The organism is Acinetobacter sp. WCHA55 (assembly GCF_002165305.2).
Classification (GTDB): Bacteria; Pseudomonadota; Gammaproteobacteria; order Pseudomonadales; family Moraxellaceae; genus Acinetobacter.
On record NZ_CP032286.1, the window covers coordinates 2,713,591 to 2,730,227 of the forward strand.

Genomic DNA, 16,637 nt, shown 5'->3' on the forward strand with positions numbered 1-16,637 from the left:
TTTCCTCTATTTCATTCCGAGCTCGATTATAGTCATCTCCGCTACAGATGCATAATGCAAATTCATATTTTAACAGTCATAAAAAAACCACCCGAAGGTGGTTTTTAGTCTTCAATAAAAATTATTGAATTGCGTAGATGCTGATTTCTACACGACGGTTTTGCTCACGGCCTTCAGCAGTTGCGTTAGACGCGATTGGGTTTGCTGAACCTTGACCTTGTGCATTAATACGTGTGGTAGAAACACCTTGAGATGCCAAGTAGCTTGCTACAGATTGTGCACGTGCTTGAGACAGCGGAATGTTGATTGAGTCATTACCTGTGCTGTCTGTATAACCTGTTACAAGAATACCGCTCTTATTATCTTCAGTTAAAGTTTGCGCAACTTTGTTCAACGTTGAATAGAAGTTCGGCTTGATGTTCGATTTGTTGGTATCAAAGGTAATGTTACCCGGCATAACCAAACCTACAGAACCATCTGGATTACGGTTAACTTCTACACCAGTACCTGCCATTTGTTGGCGAAGTTTCTTCTCTTTGTTATCAAGGTAAACACCAGTTGCACCACCGACAACTGCACCAATCGCTGCGGCACGGTTATTTTGACGGCTAGTATTCGCATTACCTTTAGAAATACCATAACCAGCAGCAGCACCAATTAAAGTCCCTAGCGCAGCTTTATCGTATTCCACACCACCAATGTTATTACCAGTACTTTGACAACCTGTAAGAACCATTGCCCCAACGACTGCAGAAATTGCTAGTGCACGCATCGCATGCCTCCTTCTTTCGTGTGTTTTGTTTATAAAACGAATATTGTCGCAAAACGGTCATCTAGACCATTGATTTTTTGTTAATAATAAAGCCTTTATTTACAATATGTAATAAAAAATTTCCTTTTCAAGGCTTTCTTCGTCACAATTTCTACACAGTTAATGTTTGGTGCTTTTCTATTTGATCATCCCGTACTATATTGACCTTTAGAAAATAGAACGAGTTGCGAAACGCATTATATTTCAGGGTTTATTTTTATGTCATCGCCAAACCAAAAACAACCTTTACTAAAAAAAATCACACGTGGTTTAACTGTTGGTTCAGTCATTACAGGCAGTACTTTTTTTCATGGCCCGCCAGTGCTTGCGCTTGGCCTGACCAAACTGTTTAAAAAATCTAAAAAAGTGGATGAGACCAATATTCAAATCACCAACAGCTGGCTCTCTGTAAACAACTATTTAATCGATCATGTCTTGCCCAACACGAAATGGGATATTTCTGTCGACGATGATCTTGAGCTAAGTATGCAGGGGCGTTACCTCATGACTTGCAACCATCAAAGTTGGGTCGACACCACAGTTAACCAATATTTTGGTTTAACTCGTATGCCCCTCACCCGCTTTTTTACCAAGTGGGAACTTATTTTTATTCCATTTGTCGGCCAAGCTTTTAAAATTCTAGGCTTCCCGATGATGAAGCGGCATAGTAAAGAGCAAATTGCGAAAAACCCTGCGTTAAAAAAACGCGATATGGAAGAGGCACGCAAGTCTTGTGAACAACTGCTTAGCCAACCATTCACCCTGTTAAACTATTTGGAAGGCACGCGTTTTACTCCAGAAAAACATGTACAGCAGCAATCGCCTTACCAAAATTTACTAAAACCGAAAGCGGGTGGCTTAGCCTTAGCATTAGGTATTTTAGGTAATGAAATTGATGCCTTGGTAGATATGACCATCGTCTATCCCGACGGTGCACCTGGCTATAGCGAATTTTGGCTCGGGGAAGTCCCAAGGATTGCAGTTAATTTGCGTAAAATTAATATTCCTGCATGGGTGCTTGCTGGGAACTATGAAGACGATGCAGACTTTCGTGAACAATTCCAACAGTGGGTCGATCAACTTTGGACTGAAAAAGACCAGTTGATTGAACAAATGAAAGCCAAATACTCAATGTCCAATTTAACCCAGTAAGGGTCTATGCATGATGCAGAATAACCAAGTCAAGAAGTCTAAATATCATCAGGTTGATCCACAAAGTTTGTATTTCAAACTGTTTTTGATCTATGACATTTTTATGGTGTTTCTCATCATTTTTAACTTGTTTTGTTTGTGTGCTAATTTTTTTATCATGAGCAATATTGGTGGATGGTTTTTCCATGCCATTCATCTAGAAAGTGTCTTAAGCTTCTATCGTGAGCATTTGCATCCGTGGGTCATCACCACCGAGGCTTGGTTTATTCTGTTCTTGATTGCTGAATTACTGGTACGTTGGGGCATTGCTATTATTTATAGGCACCATCGTCGCTGGTTTTTCTTCCCTTTCATCCATTGGTACGAAATTTTAGCCATTATTCCTCATTTACGCTTTTTAAGGTTATTCCGTGCAGGGGTGATTGCTTTTCGCCTGCATGAATTAGGCTATAACGTGATTCCTGAGACGGTACAAACCAAGGCCAAATTTTACTACCGAGTGGTGATGGAAGAACTCTCTGACCGTGTCGTGATTACTGTATTAGATGGAGTTAAGCACGAATTAAATACCAGTTCGACCCATAAGAAAATTATCCATGACCTCGTCGATCATCATCGGGCTTTATTTGCACAAGCATTGGCCGAAATTTTACAAGAATCTCTGGCTACTGAGCTGAAACAGCGCCAGTATTTTATTGCACAAAATGTCGGTCTGATTGTGAACCGTGCGATTGAAGATACCCCCGAACTCACCCAATTACTGCGTTTAATTCCAATTGTGGGTGGAAGAATTGAGCAACAAATTCAAAGTATCGGACAAAGACTCGGTGAAAATATCACACAAGGTTTATTGGAACCAATGGTGGCAGGAAATCCAGCACAGCCGAATGCCACCTATCGCTTGATAGCAGAAAAAGTTAGTGATTTAAAAATCGATAATCAGTCATTGGAACAGTTGGTTGAGTCTGTGGTCTATGAAAGTTTGGATGCCATTCGCAAGCAAGTTAAAGTGAAACAATGGCTAGAAGAGCTAGAAAAAGATGATCAAGCCAAAGAATAAGCATTAAAGTAAAAATATTACAAACGTAGCTAGTGCAATCCTTCATTTTGTTCTAGGATTTGCTCTATTTACAACATCACTTCTTTAGTAAAAATAAATCTGAGAAGTCTTAAGGAAAAATTATGGCTGATATCCGGATAACTGGCAGAATGGTCAATGCGATTCGCATTAGCCTTGACACCAATGATCATGATGCAATCCGACAGCAATTAAGTAAAACATTACAAAATGCATCGACTGCTGGGGCGTTAGTTGTTCTTGAAAGTAGCGTTGAGCAAGAATTAATTTCTTTGATTCAATTATTACTGGATCTAGATGTACAACCAATGGCCGTACAAGACGGAATTTTGGCGGAACAAGCCCGTGCCATTCAGTTTCCTGTGATTCCAACGCAAGGTCATGGTATTCACTCACAACTTCAAGAAGTCAAAGCAACCAAAGAGCAAGTGGTTGAAGCCCCAGTTCCTACTGCGACAGCTTCTACCAATGAGCCAGTTGCGGCAGCACCTGTCATTCGCCATGCGACTTCATACCATGACGAAATTTTACGTACAGGTCAGTGCTTGGTTCAAAATCAAGGTGATATCATTATTACCGCAGGTATTAACAGTGGTTCGGAAGTGATTGCTTCAGGAAATATACATATTTATGGTAGTGCTCGTGGTAGAGTCATTGCCGGCGCGGGCGGAAACAGTGCTGCACGCATCTTCTGTCATGCCTTAGAAGCTGAATTAGTTTCAATTGCAGGGACCTATTGTGTTGCAGATGATATTCCAGCGCAGCATTTAAAACGCCCAACACATATTTACTTAAATGATCAACAAGAGCTTGTATTTGAAGCGCTTGAATTTTAATGTATAAATAAACACCAAAAGCCCCAAATGATAAATAAGGGGATTTAAACCATAACAGGAGTGGATTCGGTGGCGAAAATTGTTGTCGTAACATCAGGCAAAGGTGGCGTAGGCAAAACTACGACAAGCGCATCTTTTGCAACAGGTTTAGCCCTACGTGGTCACAAAACTGTTGTGATCGATTTTGACGTAGGTTTACGTAACCTTGATTTAATCATGGGTTGTGAACGCCGCGTTGTGTATGATTTTGTCAATGTCTTAAATAACGAAGCTCGATTACAACAAGCGCTTATCCGCGATAAAGATATCGAGAATTTATATATTTTACCTGCGTCGCAAACCCGTGATAAAGATGCCTTAACTGATGAAGGCGTAGCACGTGTCATGGATGAGTTGTCACAAGAGTTTGACTACATTATTTGTGACTCCCCCGCAGGGATCGAACGCGGTGCAATTTTAGCAATGTACCATGCCGATGAAGCGATTATTGTCACCAACCCTGAAATTTCATCTGTACGTGACTCTGACCGTATTATTGGGATGCTCGACAGCAAAACCAAGAAAGTTGAAATGAATGAAGGTCGTATTCGTAAACACTTGTGTATCACACGCTTTAACCCTGAACGTGCCGATAAACAGGAAATGTTAACCATTGACGACATTTCTAAAGATATTTTACGTGTGCCAACTTTAGGCGTGATTCCTGAATGTAAGAGTGTTTTACAAGCATCGAACGAAGGTAAACCAGTGATTCTCTTTACTGAAGAATCAGCAGGCCAAGCCTATGATGACCTTGTGGCACGTTTCTTAGGTGAAGAACGTCCTTACCGTCACATTACGGTGAAGCCTAAAGGCTGGTTAGCACGATTATTTGGAGCGTAGACATGGCAGGATTTTGGAGTAAGCTTTTTAGTAATGATGATAAACCGTCTAGCGCTCAAACAGCGAAAGACCGTTTGAAAGTCATCGTAGCGTCTGAAAGTGGTTTAGGTAAACGTCTTAGCCAAGACAAAATCGACCAAATGAAGAAAGAAATCATGCAAGTGGTGAATCGCTATGTTCGTGGTGTAGATGAACAGCACATTCAAATGGCTGTACGTTCTGAAGCGAATATTGAAATGCTTGAAATGAATATCAATTTGCCTGAAGAACGTTAATCTGATTTTTGATTAGTCAAGCAAATTGAATCAAGGCAGAATATGCGCAGATACAAGAAAGCATTTTCTTTGTCTCCCATATTTTGCCTTTTTTAATGATTAAACCAGCAAGGAGATTGCTATGGCATTATCTCAGCCAGCAACGTTCAATGAAGAATGGTCAGATGAGCGTGTATTTGCCTACTTAACTCAGCTTCCTCCTGAAGGTGTGAATGGCGACTTTCATGTGTTGTACCATGCATTTAAACACATGCGCCCAAGTGATTATGAGCGTCTGCTCACCCAATTTAAAGCCGATGGCCGCGATATTAACGCAACTAATCCAGAAGGTCAGCGCATTCATGACGTAATTGCCGCTTACCCTCGTCAAGCAGCTCCATTTTTAGAGGTCTTGGCTAAATTTGCCTAACTCTTCATAAACAGCCATTTTAAAATGCCAGTTCAACACAATGGAACTGGCATTTTTTTATACATGCAAAAACCACATCCACAGTGGAAAAGTCAGGCCAAAACACAAGGTTTGCAAACTAATAATCGCTGCCATGAGCTGACTGTCCCCTTGGAAATATTTGGTCAGTACATAGGCTGCCGATGCCGTTGGGAGCGAGAAGAAAACCACTACAATCATGGTTTCAAATGAGGCTAAACCCATTAGACGGCAGCCAGTATAAGCCAGAATCGGCACCAAGATTAAACGCCCAAAAGTGTTTAAGATTAGCGCTCGACCAGCATATTTGAGCGCATTAAACTGGAGTGCTGCGCCAACACACAACAAACCAAGTGGAAGGCTCATCCCTGCCACCAGTTTTAAGGATTGACTAATGCTTTCAGCTAAGTGCATACCTGAAAAGTTAAACATAATCCCCACAATACACGCCAAAATTAGTGGATTTTTCGCAACCGACCACGCAATGTTTTTATAAGACAGCCCCTGCCCTTGAGAAAAACCAAGTACGGACAGTACATTCACCAAAGGAATGACAAAGGCAATAATCATGGCAAAGACTTGCATCCCTGCAGCACCAAAAATCAGCGCCATACTGGTCAAACCAATATAAGTATTGAATCGAATGTGACTCTGCAAATAGACGCCAAATTGAGCCACTGGCGTACCATATAGCGCTTTTAATACCCATAGCACCATACTCATCAGCAAAGTCACTGCAAAAACCACAGCAAGCGCTGGCAGAACTTGTCCGACATTAAAATGAACAGTGGCTAAACTACTAAACAGCAAGACAGGAAATAAAATCCAATAATTCAGTTTTTCAGCACCTTGCCAAAATTCCACCGTTAAAAAGCGATAACGCTTTAATACATACCCCATTGCGATCAGTGCTACCAACGGAATTAATGCATCAATAATTTGCATGACTATGCCTAAACTGAATGAATAAGAAAAAAGCCTGCTATCCGCAGGCTTACTTTTCTAAACTAAAATTTCTCGCTTACCGTTCGCACCTTGCGCACTCACGATCCCATTTTCTTCCATTTGGTCGACAATCCGTGCAGCACGGTTATAGCCCAAACTAAACTTACGTTGTAGCGAGGACACCGAAACCTTGCGTGTTTCTAATACAAATGAAACACACTGATCATACAGCGCATCACGGTTTGGATCACCATCACCATCTTCAAAGCCACGAGAACTTGGCTCTTCATCAAATGGCGTCAAAATTTCATCGACATAGTCTGGTGAGCCACGTTCGCGCCACGCATCACAAATGCGGTTCACTTCGTCATCGGCAATAAAGGCACCATGTACACGTTCAGGCTCAATTTTACCTGGCCCTAAAAACAACATATCACCATGACCGAGTAAGTCTTCTGCACCACCCGCATCCAAAATCGTACGTGAGTCAATTTTTGAGTTCACACGCAAAGCCACACGTGTTGGAATATTAGCTTTAATTAAACCTGTAATCACATCGACCGATGGGCGCTGCGTCGCAAGTAATAAGTGAATGCCTGCGGCACGTGACTTTTGTGCCAACCGCGTAATCATTTCTTCAGCTTTCTTACCGACCTGCATAATCATATCGGCAAACTCATCCGCCACAATCACAATCGATGGTAAAGGGGTTAAACGTGGTGCACGCTCACCAGCAACCGAATCACTGGCTTTCCAAGTCGGATCAATCAGCTCTTCACCATTGGCAATCGCTTCTTCCACTTTACGGTTATAGTCTGCAAGCTTACGAATTTTTAGGAAAGACATCAGTTTATAGCGACGTTCCATTTCATTTACACACCAATTCAAGGCACTGACCGCATCTTTCATGTCCGTGACCACTGGTGTGAGCAAATGTGGAATATCGTTATAGTTAGCAAGTTCTAACTGTTTCGGGTCAATCAAAATTAAACGCAGCTCATTCGGTGTATATTTCAACAACATCGATAAAATCATTGAATTCACTGCTACTGATTTACCTGAACCCGTGGTGCCTGCAACCAACATATGTGGTGCTTTACCTAAGTCAGCAATGACTGGGTTACCCGAAATATCTTTCCCCATTGCCATCGAAAGAATGCTATTTGGATCGGTAAAAGCAGGAATGGTCAACAACTCGATTAAACGCACCATTTCACGTGTGCTATTCGGCACTTCAATCCCAATATATGGTTTACCCGGAATGACTTCAACCACACGTACAGATGCCATCGACATTGAACGTGCCAAATCTCGCGAGATATTGGTGACTTTAGAGGCTTTCACACCTGGAGCCAAATCCAACTCAAAACGAGTTACTACAGGCCCTGGCTGCGCTTCGACCACTTTGGCTTTAACATTGAACTCTTGTAGTTTAATTTCAAGCAATTCAGATAAACGTGCCAACTGTTCAGCGGTAAAATTGACTTTTTTATTGAGGTCAACTTCGTCCAGTAAATCCAGTCCTGGCAGTGGGGATAAATCACGACGACGTTCTGCTACTTGCATAGACAAAGACATCGGACGACCAGAGGCATCCGTCAGTGGCGCATCAAAATCAAACTCATCTTCATCCTGCGGTTTGCCTGCAGTATCTTGCCATGCTTCAATAAATGCTTCTTTGGACAAAACTTCTTTGGCTACAGCTGCTGTAGCACTTGTACTCGCTGTATTATGATGTTGAATAGGTGCTTGTACAAAAGCTGATGACTGCGCATAGCTGCTGCTGGTTCTTACATCTGAAACAACTACTTCCTGCTCCGACCAATCCTCAGCAAGGAATTCATCTAAATCATCCAACTCGTCAAGCTGTGATTTTGCAACTGCACTCGGCGCTGCTTGTAATGCAACGGGACTCGTGGCATCACTCAAGGTTGCAACTTCAGCCACCGCAATTGGATCTTCAACCACATGTAAATGAGACACTGATTCAGGCGTATTGAATGGGCTGTGAACGTCTGTTGCAGTTTTGCCATTGGGTACGGCAGCAAGCAGCTCGTCAAAGATTTCATCATCATCCCAATCGACATTTTTCTTCTGCAAAGGAGCATCGTTTTGGAAGTAATTTGGATCAGCAATGGGTGCTGTATGATCTTGTACCACTGCTTGAAAGTGTTGTTCTGGACTAAATGGGCGATCTTCTTCAGCGGCACGAAGTAAAGCATCAATATCATTTTTATGACGTTGATCCTCACCTGAGTTTAATGCACGCCAAACCTCACCTGTCGCCACAACACGTTGGCTATCTTGTTCTAGTTGATGCGCTTTTTCTATAGTCCGCTCAAGATCTGCTTCATCATCCACGTCCACCTGTTGTTCTTGAACACGTTGCTCTTTGGCCACCATGTCATTAAACAAATGCTCTGCAGAATAGTCACGCTGGGGTACTTTCACCGATGCCTCTTGCACGACAGGCACCTCGACCAATTCCGTTGCCTCAACACTCTTTTTCGGTGCTGTTGCAATTACTTCTTTTTTCACGCTTGGTGTCGTACGATCAAAGGCAGACTCACTTTCAGGCACGTTACGGTAAAATAAATCTTGTAAATACGCAGGCGTTGCTTTAATCGTCGCGAAAGTACGGTTCCATTTAATACCGAAAGCCAAGGTCACTAAGACTACGGTAAAAACGACCAAAAATAAGGTTGCACCATAAATGGTTAAAATCTGAGACAGACTTTTTCCAAGTTCGTAGCCAATAATTCCGCCCGATGCATTATCTAAAGTATCCGCTGGAACTTGCCAAAACAAGAACAGTAAGCTGGCGGTTGCAAGCAAAATAAAAAACTGTGCAGCATAACGAAATGGGCGGTTTAAAAAGCTATGTGGCCACCACACTTGAATGGCTTCAATGAACAAAAACACCGGAATAAGCAAACTTGCCCAGCCTAAAAAACCAAACAGTAAGTCAGCAATCCATGCCCCTGCAACGCCACTGGCATTCGAGACTTGCAAAGTATCACTTGATATATGCATCCAGCCCGGATCAAATGGGGTATAGGTCACGGTAGCAAGGAACAAATAAATGCCAAACGAGACTAAAAATAATGTCATTAATAAGCGCTGTGCATAAGCACCCGACACCTCAGTCATATACTGTCCTGTAACAAATTCTTCATTAATGTTTTTGTTCGAAACCTAAAGCAAAAGTTTCACAATAAACGTCATATTATGCACCTCTTCTCTATAAAAAGATGCACTATTCTTAAATGCTTTGTGTATAGCGAGCAGATGATTTTTCCACTTTTTCCCGCTCTACGCCGCATATTTCTTCTATATAGCTCAAATCGATTTGATTGATCAATAATATCGACATTGAACTCACACAACTGTTATAGAGTTTCACGTATAATTCCACAAATTTCTAAATAAAAAAAGGATTCTACGTATGAGCGCTCGTCACTCACGTTTGATTATTCTCGGTTCAGGCCCTGCGGGTTACAGCGCTGCGGTATATGCTGCGCGTGCCAACTTAAAGCCTACATTGATTGCAGGTATCCAACTCGGTGGTCAGCTAACGACAACGACTGAAGTGGATAACTGGCCGGGTGACCCTGAAGGCTTAACAGGTCCTGCACTGATGGAACGCATGCAAGCACATGCAGAACGCTTTGGTACTGAAATCATCTACGATCATATCAATGAAGTCGATCTTTCAGTACGTCCATTCGTACTCAAAGGTGACATGGATGAATTCACTTGTGATGCACTGATTATTGCCACAGGTGCAACTGCTCAGTACTTAGGTCTTGAATCTGAAGCAGCTTTTATGGGCCAAGGCGTAAGCGCATGTGCAACCTGTGATGGTTTCTTCTATAAAAACCAAAAAGTCATGGTTGTGGGTGGCGGTAATACTGCCGTTGAAGAAGCACTATATTTGTCTAACATTGCATCGCATGTGACTTTGGTTCACCGTCGTGACTCATTGCGTTCTGAAAAAATCCTTCAAGATCATTTATTTGAAAAGGAAAAAGAAGGCAAAATTAGCATCATTTGGAATCACCAAGTGGATGAGGTTTTAGGTGACAATACAGGTGTAACCGCAGTTCGCTTAAAGTCAACTCAAGACGAATCGACCCAAGATATTGATGTCCAAGGTTTATTTGTTGCCATTGGCCACAAACCAAACAGCGCAATGTTTGATGGTCAATTGAACTTACGTGATGGCTATATCCAAGTTCAAAGCGGTACATCTGGTAATGCCACGGCAGCTTCTGTTGCAGGTGTATTCGCGGCAGGTGACATTGCAGACAGTGTTTATCGTCAAGCAATCACTTCTGCGGGTTCTGGCTGTATGGCTGCGCTAGATGCGGAAAAATATTTGGATGCCCTAGGCGAATAATCCGAGCCTTAAAAAAGACCGCCTTCCATAGGCGGTTTTTTTATGTATGATCTTAAAGTCATTTTTTATCATATACACACCACTATGCAGCAGCTACCGCCTTCTGAGTATATCTTTCCCGATCCGCTTGAAGTTGACCCCGAGGGTGAAGGCTTAATTTGTATCGGTGCAGACCTCTCCCCTTCTACCCTGTTTGAAGCCTACACCCATGGTTTATTTCCATGGTTCTCAACAGGTGAGCCCATTTGCTGGTGGTGCCCCGAGCCACGTTGTATCATCCGTCCGCAGGATTATCAACCCAGTAAAACTCTCATTCGTAGCATGAAAAAGCAAGATTATCGCATCACTATCAATCAGGCTTTTGAACGAGTGATCCGTGCCTGCTCACTACCACGTAGTTACGCTGATGACACGTGGATCAGCGAAGATATTATTGAGGGCTACTGTGCAATGTTTGATGCGGGTTATGGCTATAGTGTTGAAGTCTGGGATCAAACGCACTTGGTCGGTGGACTATACGGTATTAGCATTGGACACGGCTGTTTTGGAGAGTCCATGTTCAGTACGGAAACGGATGTCTCAAAAATGGCATTTTATACACTGATGTTGATTGGACGTGAAAATAAACTACCTTGGATCGACTGCCAATTGGTCAATGATCACCTTTTAAGCCTTGGTGCTTGCACACTTTCTCGGCAAACCTACCTAAAATCGTTACAAGATGTTGTAAATCAACCTGCTATCGATTGGAAAATGTATCAGGAGGGTGTATTTTCAAGTAAAACAATAGCGCAAAATGCGCGACTGACTGAATAAAGAATAATAGAGGGATTTATCATGAATTCGTATCACCCGAAGTCCCTACTGAATGATTTACAGTATTACATCACGCCACCGCATGACTGTAGCTATCTAGAAAAAAAGTCAGCCAGGATGGTCTTTCTCGATCCAACACATCGTATTGATGTGGTCACGCTGTCCGAACTTTCTCGGGTGGGTTTTCGCAGGAGTGGTGATTTTGTTTACCGCCCAGAGTGTCATCTGTGTCGACAGTGCCTCTCTAGCCGCGTACCTGTGCGCGAATTTAAAATGAACAGCAGTCAAAAAAAAGCATGGAAACGCAATCAAGACCTCACTTTAAAAATTACTCGCACTGCGGATGCCACCAAAAAACATTATGACTTATATGAGCGTTATATCTTTAAACGCCATGCTGATGGAGACATGTTCCCACCCAGTCGTGATCAGTTTGATAAATTCCTCGTACATAGTTGTACCGAGAGCTTTTTCTTAGAGCTGTGGAAAGAAGACCAACTCATCTGTGTTTCAACCTGTGATCCTTTAGATGATGGTCTATCTGCGGTTTATACATTTTTTGATCCCGATGAAAACAAACGCTCATTAGGGACGTTCGCCATTTTAAAACAAATCGAGCTCGCCAAAGCACGTGCTTTGCAGTTTGTGTATTTAGGGTACTGGGTGCCACACTCAGAAAAAATGAATTATAAATCGCAGTATTTACCGCTAGAATTGTTGATTGATGGTCAGTGGCGCAGACTCAATCATAGCCTGAGTAGTGAGGAAGTGCAGCAACTGGGAAACTCCTTAATGACCACCCTACCTTCGGGGTGGAATAACGCCATTATTAAATAATGGCACTATACAAACTGGACAGCTCTCTTATTTAAATAACTCGGAAAAGTCATCACTACACGATTTCACCATGATAATGGCATGCTCACGGCCACCCTCTGGTTTAGGATAATAGTTCTTACGCAAATCAATTTGATGAAAACCTGATTTTTCATACAAGGCAATGGCCGCCTGATTGCTCTCACGGACTTCTAAAAAGACTTGTATCGGGCTGTTTTTAAGTTGTGTCAGTGACGCATCTAATAGCTGATAACCCAACCCTTTGCCTTGCTGGCTTGGATGAATGGCCATCAACAATAAATTAGCTTCATCAAGAACAGGCTGGAGGATACAAAAGCCTACGACCTGCCCCGCGTGTTCAATCACAGTACTTTGATAAGACCGTATAGACTCTTGGAACTGTTGTAGGCTCCAAGGGTGGGTTTGAACTAAATTTTCAATCTGCGCAACTTGGTTTAAGTCCGCAGCTTGCATTAAACGAATCATCTTCGTTTATCTTTCTAAAATGTGGAGGTCACAGTATAAAATTTTTGTGCTCAAAACCGAACAAAAAAAAGAGCGATTTACATCGCTCAAAGAGCCAAAACTACTTAAAAACCTAATTTTGCTTTCCACTTCTCAAGTAAAGCGTCGGTGTTATGATGATTAGGATGGAAACCTGGTTTAAAGTACATGATCATCTCACGTCCCATCCCCGTTATAATGCCTTTTGATGGGCTATAACCATAGGTATAAATATCTTTTAATGCCGCTACATTCAGTTGTTTGTCTTGTTGTAATAAACGAAGTACAAAATACGACTGCACACAAAATAAAATGCCCATGGCTGCAACCAACGATCCCGTTCGTAGTAGATAGGATTTGATTCCCTTTCCAAAAACACCTTCAAACACATCATAAGCCACAGCTTTGTGCTCATTTTCTTCAATGGCATGCCATAACCACATGGTTTTCATGGTTTCATCGCTCATCAGCTCTTGAATGTGATTATTAACCAACAACTGAGAAGCAATGGTTGCAGTAAAATGTTCCAACGCGGTGGTTGCCGTTAAATCCACCATCTCTTGAGTAATACCCACAGGCTTGCCTAGAAAAGCAAACACTTTACGCGTAGTTTGAATTGCACGGTTGGTATAGCGGTCAAGTGTTGCAACATCGTGCCCATACTTTTGCGCAGAGGCATTAAAACCTTCATGCTCTTGCGTGTGCATGGCTTCTTGACCTATAAAGGCCGAAATCTCTTTTTGTAATTCAGCATTGTCTTTGATCGAGGGATGCTGTCTAACCGCACGAACACTGTCGATAAAAAACATTTCACCTGCTGGGAAGAGTGCCGAGAGAGCGGTCATAAAATGGGTCAGCCCAGCTGAACCATTCATCCAATATTCAGGTACGCTTTCAAACTCAAAGTTCATCCGACGTACAGGAAAACTCGCACCCGCACGGTTGGTGATTTTTACCTTCGCATTCATCTTTCTGCTCCTATGAATATCCTGAAGACATCCACTACTTATAATTGTTTCGTCTTTTTATCTTACGCGATTGGACTTCACCCATAAGTGCAGTTAGGGTCAGCAAAATATCAGTTTAGGACAGTTTTGAGGGCGGATTGTCTAACAATTAAAATATAAAATCATGTGAATATAAAAAAAGAGGCTAAAAGCCTCTTTTTAATTATGCCGCGACAATAAGCTCAGCATGTGCTGGACAATGCTTCTTGAGAAAATTAATTTGCAAAGTAATATTTTGCTCAAATAGCTCCCCATCACATAGCTCAAAGTGATTACTGTTCAGCATATAGTATTCAGCATTTGGCATTTTCTGTGCTGCAGCACGAATGCATTGTTCGGGAATAATGGTATCCCGTTGACCTGAAATGACCACTGCAGGCATAGATAACTGATGTGCAAAACGTACAGGGTTATAGTTGGCTATTTCTAAAAAGATACGTGCACGAGTTTTATTTTCCCATTTAGCATTTTCAGGTAATTGAGATAAATACCCATCCCAAGCATCAGGTGTGGTCATTGCTGCAACTTCATGCCCTCGACCAATAATTGGACGATAAACAGGTTTGTTGACCCAACCGCCCAACAAGTCCATAAAGCCAGCAGCACTCAATTTTGCCAATTTAGTCAGAGGAACCCCTTTTAGGCTCGACTTACCATCGACGTGAGGTGCTTGTAAGACAATGGCTTTAATTTGCCCATCACGCGCCGCAGTTTGAATAGCATGTCCACCAGAGAATGAATAACCCCATAAGATAATTTGTTGGGTATCGACTGAATCGAGTGTTCTCACGAAGTCGAGCGCAGCTTTCCAGTCTTCTAAATGGCGTTTAGGACTGACCCAATGACGTGGTTGTCCACTGCTTTCACCAAAGCCACGATAATCAAAAGAAAACACAGCATAGCCTTGTGCTACGAAGCGTTCTGCAAATTTGGGTAAGCCTGCATCCTTAATCATACCAAAGCCTTGTGCCATAATAATGACTGGAGCTTTACGATTTTGGGGGGGTAACTGCAAGGTGCCAGCGCAACGCGTGCCTTGACTAATAAAGTTGAGTTGTGATGTGTTCATTATACTTATTCCATTATGTCTTATATTTGCACTCATATAGCAAATGCCATATGAGCAAAATCGTGCGCAATTCCTATGCGGCTTTGACTTTACCTTTAACCTTTGTTTGCTTGGTTTCGGTAGACCAAACCAGACCTGGGCTTTCTAAAGATTGCGCAAACATTTCAGAATCCACTTCATAGTTATGACTAACAAACCAATCTTTAGACTTTCCTTGGCGAGGCAATTCGTGACAACCACGCTGTACATAGCCTGCTTGTAAACTTGAAATAATACTTTCGCCAGTATTTTCACCAACAGGGGCTACAGGCTTCACTGCAGCCATTTGACGAATATCTAACTCATTAATTAATCGGCAAATATAATCATTGGCTAAATCAATTTTTAAGGTCCAAGGTGCATTAGTGTAACCAAATAAATAAGCAAAGTTGGGTACATCTTCCAGCAAGACACCACGATAGCTTAATTTATCACTTGGACGTATTTGCTCTTGATCAACTGAAAGATCAACTCCTCCCAGCATCTTCAACTCTAGACCTGTTGCGGAAACAATAATATCAGCATCGAGCATTTTTCCTGATTTAAGCAAAATTCCCGTTTCTGTAATGCGTTCAATATGATCAGTTACGATAGAAGCTTTACCCTCACGAATCACTTCAAATAAGTCATTGTCAGGAATTGCACATAAGCGCTCATCCCATGGCATATATTTCGGAGTAAAATGGGTCATATCGTATTGTTCACCTAATTCTTTCTGTGCATTAGAAAGTAAGAATGAACGCATTTGTTTCGGGAAGCGACGTGAAATCTTATAAATACCGCGTTGCATTAAAATATTACGCTTACGGAAAAATTTATAAACCAATTCTTCAGAGAACACTTTTCGTGCAGCATCAAATAGCTTATCAGTATTTGGTACGTTAATTACGTAACTTGGGGAACGTTGTAGCATGGTGATATGTGCAGTTTCATTAGCCATCGCTGGAATTAAGGTCACTGCTGTTGCACCGCTGCCAATCACCACTACACGCTTATTACGATGATCTAAGTCTTCAGGCCATTTTTGTGGATGCACAAATTGACCTTTAAAGTTTTCTAGACCCTCAAACTTTGGCGTATAACCCTGATCATGATTATAGTAACCCGTTGCAGAAACCAGAAAATTACAGGTAAATTTTTGAGTTTCACCATTCAACTCATTAACAGTTTCTACCGTCCATTTGTTGGTTTGAGTTGAAAAATTTGCTGAAACAATTTTAACGCCATAACGAATTTTTTGATCAACACCAAACTTTTGTGCTGTTTCACGTAAATACGCTTTGATCTTGTCTGCTGTTGCAAGAACAGTGTCTGTTTTCCATGGATTATATTTATAACCGAAGCTAATCACATCTGAGTCAGAACGAATACCAGGATAGCGGAATAAATCCCAAGTGCCACCTAAGTCTTGTCGACGTTCTAGAATTGTGTAGGTTTTATTCGAGTTTTGCTGAACAAGTTGGCAAGCCATGCCAATTCCAGACAAACCTGCTCCAATGATTACAACATCATATTCCATTTGTATTTTGCGGCTCCATGTCGCGGTTTTTATTATTCCGT

Annotated in this window: 17 protein-coding genes; 9 read left to right on the top strand and 8 right to left on the bottom strand. The window is 41.9% G+C overall.

Features of this window, described 5'->3' with window-relative positions; all coding sequences use genetic code 11:
* Positions 1–121: 121 nt before the first annotated feature.
* Positions 122–772, bottom strand: a complete 651-nt coding sequence (locus tag CDG62_RS15855; protein WP_062034242.1) for an OmpA family protein — start codon at positions 770–772, stop codon at positions 122–124.
* Between the two features lie 258 nt (positions 773–1,030).
* Between CDG62_RS15855 and CDG62_RS15860 the strand changes: the two genes are divergently transcribed.
* From CDG62_RS15860 to CDG62_RS15885, 6 genes are all read left to right on the top strand, one after another.
* Entirely contained in the window at positions 1,031–1,963 is a 933-nt protein-coding gene (locus tag CDG62_RS15860) for an acyltransferase (RefSeq protein ID WP_087528308.1), read from the top strand.
* Between the two features lie 10 nt (positions 1,964–1,973).
* On the top strand, positions 1,974–3,023 hold the full coding sequence (locus tag CDG62_RS15865; RefSeq protein WP_416232131.1) for a preprotein translocase subunit SecA: 1,050 nt from the start codon (positions 1,974–1,976) through the stop codon (positions 3,021–3,023).
* Between the two features lie 122 nt (positions 3,024–3,145).
* Entirely contained in the window at positions 3,146–3,877 is a 732-nt protein-coding gene (gene minC, locus CDG62_RS15870) for a septum site-determining protein MinC (RefSeq protein WP_087528309.1), read from the top strand.
* Between the two features lie 69 nt (positions 3,878–3,946).
* Positions 3,947–4,759: a septum site-determining protein MinD gene (gene minD, locus CDG62_RS15875; protein ID WP_004694902.1), complete on the top strand. Its 813-nt coding sequence runs from the start codon at positions 3,947–3,949 to the stop codon at positions 4,757–4,759.
* A gap of 2 nt (positions 4,760–4,761) precedes the next feature.
* Positions 4,762–5,034, top strand: coding sequence for a cell division topological specificity factor MinE (minE, locus tag CDG62_RS15880; protein ID WP_087528310.1), 273 nt, complete (start codon positions 4,762–4,764; stop codon positions 5,032–5,034).
* Between the two features lie 121 nt (positions 5,035–5,155).
* Positions 5,156–5,443 carry a PA4642 family protein gene (locus CDG62_RS15885; protein ID WP_087528311.1) on the top strand — a complete coding sequence of 96 codons (288 nt, stop codon included), beginning with the start codon at positions 5,156–5,158 and terminating at the stop codon, positions 5,441–5,443.
* Positions 5,444–5,500: 57 nt separating this feature from the next.
* Here CDG62_RS15885 and CDG62_RS15890 read toward each other — a convergent pair whose 3' ends face one another.
* The 3 genes from CDG62_RS15890 to CDG62_RS19390 all read right to left on the bottom strand — a co-directional run bounded on the left by CDG62_RS15890 (position 5,501) and on the right by CDG62_RS19390 (position 9,809).
* A complete protein-coding gene (locus tag CDG62_RS15890; protein ID WP_087528312.1) occupies positions 5,501–6,406 on the bottom strand; it encodes an AEC family transporter in 906 nt (301 codons plus the stop codon).
* Between the two features lie 57 nt (positions 6,407–6,463).
* A complete protein-coding gene (locus CDG62_RS15895; protein WP_087528313.1) occupies positions 6,464–9,556 on the bottom strand; it encodes a DNA translocase FtsK in 3,093 nt (1,030 codons plus the stop codon).
* Between the two features lie 112 nt (positions 9,557–9,668).
* Positions 9,669–9,809, bottom strand: a complete 141-nt coding sequence (locus tag CDG62_RS19390) for a hypothetical protein (RefSeq protein WP_162904041.1) — start codon at positions 9,807–9,809, stop codon at positions 9,669–9,671.
* 42 nt (positions 9,810–9,851) lie between these two features.
* Between CDG62_RS19390 and trxB the strand changes: the two genes are divergently transcribed.
* From trxB to CDG62_RS15910, 3 genes are all read left to right on the top strand, one after another.
* Positions 9,852–10,805, top strand: a complete 954-nt coding sequence (gene trxB, locus CDG62_RS15900) for a thioredoxin-disulfide reductase (RefSeq protein WP_004694912.1) — start codon at positions 9,852–9,854, stop codon at positions 10,803–10,805.
* An 84-nt stretch (positions 10,806–10,889) separates the two neighbouring features.
* Complete coding sequence (gene aat / locus CDG62_RS15905; protein WP_087528321.1) at positions 10,890–11,621, top strand: leucyl/phenylalanyl-tRNA--protein transferase; 732 nt, start codon at positions 10,890–10,892, stop codon at positions 11,619–11,621.
* Between the two features lie 21 nt (positions 11,622–11,642).
* Positions 11,643–12,458: an arginyltransferase gene (locus CDG62_RS15910; RefSeq protein WP_087528314.1), complete on the top strand. Its 816-nt coding sequence runs from the start codon at positions 11,643–11,645 to the stop codon at positions 12,456–12,458.
* A 27-nt stretch (positions 12,459–12,485) separates the two neighbouring features.
* Here the strand turns inward: CDG62_RS15910 and rimI are convergent, their stop codons facing one another.
* From rimI to CDG62_RS15930, 4 genes are all read right to left on the bottom strand, one after another.
* A complete protein-coding gene (gene rimI / locus CDG62_RS15915; RefSeq protein ID WP_087528315.1) occupies positions 12,486–12,944 on the bottom strand; it encodes a ribosomal protein S18-alanine N-acetyltransferase in 459 nt (152 codons plus the stop codon).
* A 104-nt stretch (positions 12,945–13,048) separates the two neighbouring features.
* Complete coding sequence (locus CDG62_RS15920; RefSeq protein ID WP_087528316.1) at positions 13,049–13,930, bottom strand: metal-dependent hydrolase; 882 nt, start codon at positions 13,928–13,930, stop codon at positions 13,049–13,051.
* A 202-nt stretch (positions 13,931–14,132) separates the two neighbouring features.
* Positions 14,133–15,038 carry an alpha/beta hydrolase gene (locus tag CDG62_RS15925; RefSeq protein ID WP_087528317.1) on the bottom strand — a complete coding sequence of 302 codons (906 nt, stop codon included), beginning with the start codon at positions 15,036–15,038 and terminating at the stop codon, positions 14,133–14,135.
* A gap of 73 nt (positions 15,039–15,111) precedes the next feature.
* The gene (locus CDG62_RS15930; protein WP_228254406.1) at positions 15,112–16,596 is read right to left on the bottom strand and encodes a flavin-containing monooxygenase; all 1,485 of its coding nucleotides are present in this window, start codon (positions 16,594–16,596) and stop codon (positions 15,112–15,114) included.
* Positions 16,597–16,637: the final 41 nt, after the last annotated feature.

What these genes read in the sequence shown, in the direction of transcription:
- CDG62_RS15855 (WP_062034242.1), bottom strand. Translation starts at nt 772, where the DNA reads ATGCGTGCACTAGCAATTTCTGCAGTCGTTGGGGCAATGGTTCTTACA.
- CDG62_RS15860 (WP_087528308.1), top strand. Translation starts at nt 1,031, where the DNA reads ATGTCATCGCCAAACCAAAAACAACCTTTACTAAAAAAAATCACACGT.
- CDG62_RS15865 (WP_416232131.1), top strand. Translation starts at nt 1,974, where the DNA reads ATGATGCAGAATAACCAAGTCAAGAAGTCTAAATATCATCAGGTTGAT.
- minC (WP_087528309.1), top strand. Translation starts at nt 3,146, where the DNA reads ATGGCTGATATCCGGATAACTGGCAGAATGGTCAATGCGATTCGCATT.
- minE (WP_087528310.1), top strand. Translation starts at nt 4,762, where the DNA reads ATGGCAGGATTTTGGAGTAAGCTTTTTAGTAATGATGATAAACCGTCT.
- CDG62_RS15885 (WP_087528311.1), top strand. Translation starts at nt 5,156, where the DNA reads ATGGCATTATCTCAGCCAGCAACGTTCAATGAAGAATGGTCAGATGAG.
- CDG62_RS15890 (WP_087528312.1), bottom strand. Translation starts at nt 6,406, where the DNA reads ATGCAAATTATTGATGCATTAATTCCGTTGGTAGCACTGATCGCAATG.
- CDG62_RS15895 (WP_087528313.1), bottom strand. Translation starts at nt 9,556, where the DNA reads ATGACTGAGGTGTCGGGTGCTTATGCACAGCGCTTATTAATGACATTA.
- trxB (WP_004694912.1), top strand. Translation starts at nt 9,852, where the DNA reads ATGAGCGCTCGTCACTCACGTTTGATTATTCTCGGTTCAGGCCCTGCG.
- aat (WP_087528321.1), top strand. Translation starts at nt 10,890, where the DNA reads ATGCAGCAGCTACCGCCTTCTGAGTATATCTTTCCCGATCCGCTTGAA.
- CDG62_RS15910 (WP_087528314.1), top strand. Translation starts at nt 11,643, where the DNA reads ATGAATTCGTATCACCCGAAGTCCCTACTGAATGATTTACAGTATTAC.
- rimI (WP_087528315.1), bottom strand. Translation starts at nt 12,944, where the DNA reads ATGATTCGTTTAATGCAAGCTGCGGACTTAAACCAAGTTGCGCAGATT.
- CDG62_RS15920 (WP_087528316.1), bottom strand. Translation starts at nt 13,930, where the DNA reads ATGAATGCGAAGGTAAAAATCACCAACCGTGCGGGTGCGAGTTTTCCT.
- CDG62_RS15925 (WP_087528317.1), bottom strand. Translation starts at nt 15,038, where the DNA reads ATGAACACATCACAACTCAACTTTATTAGTCAAGGCACGCGTTGCGCT.
- CDG62_RS15930 (WP_228254406.1), bottom strand. Translation starts at nt 16,596, where the DNA reads ATGGAATATGATGTTGTAATCATTGGAGCAGGTTTGTCTGGAATTGGC.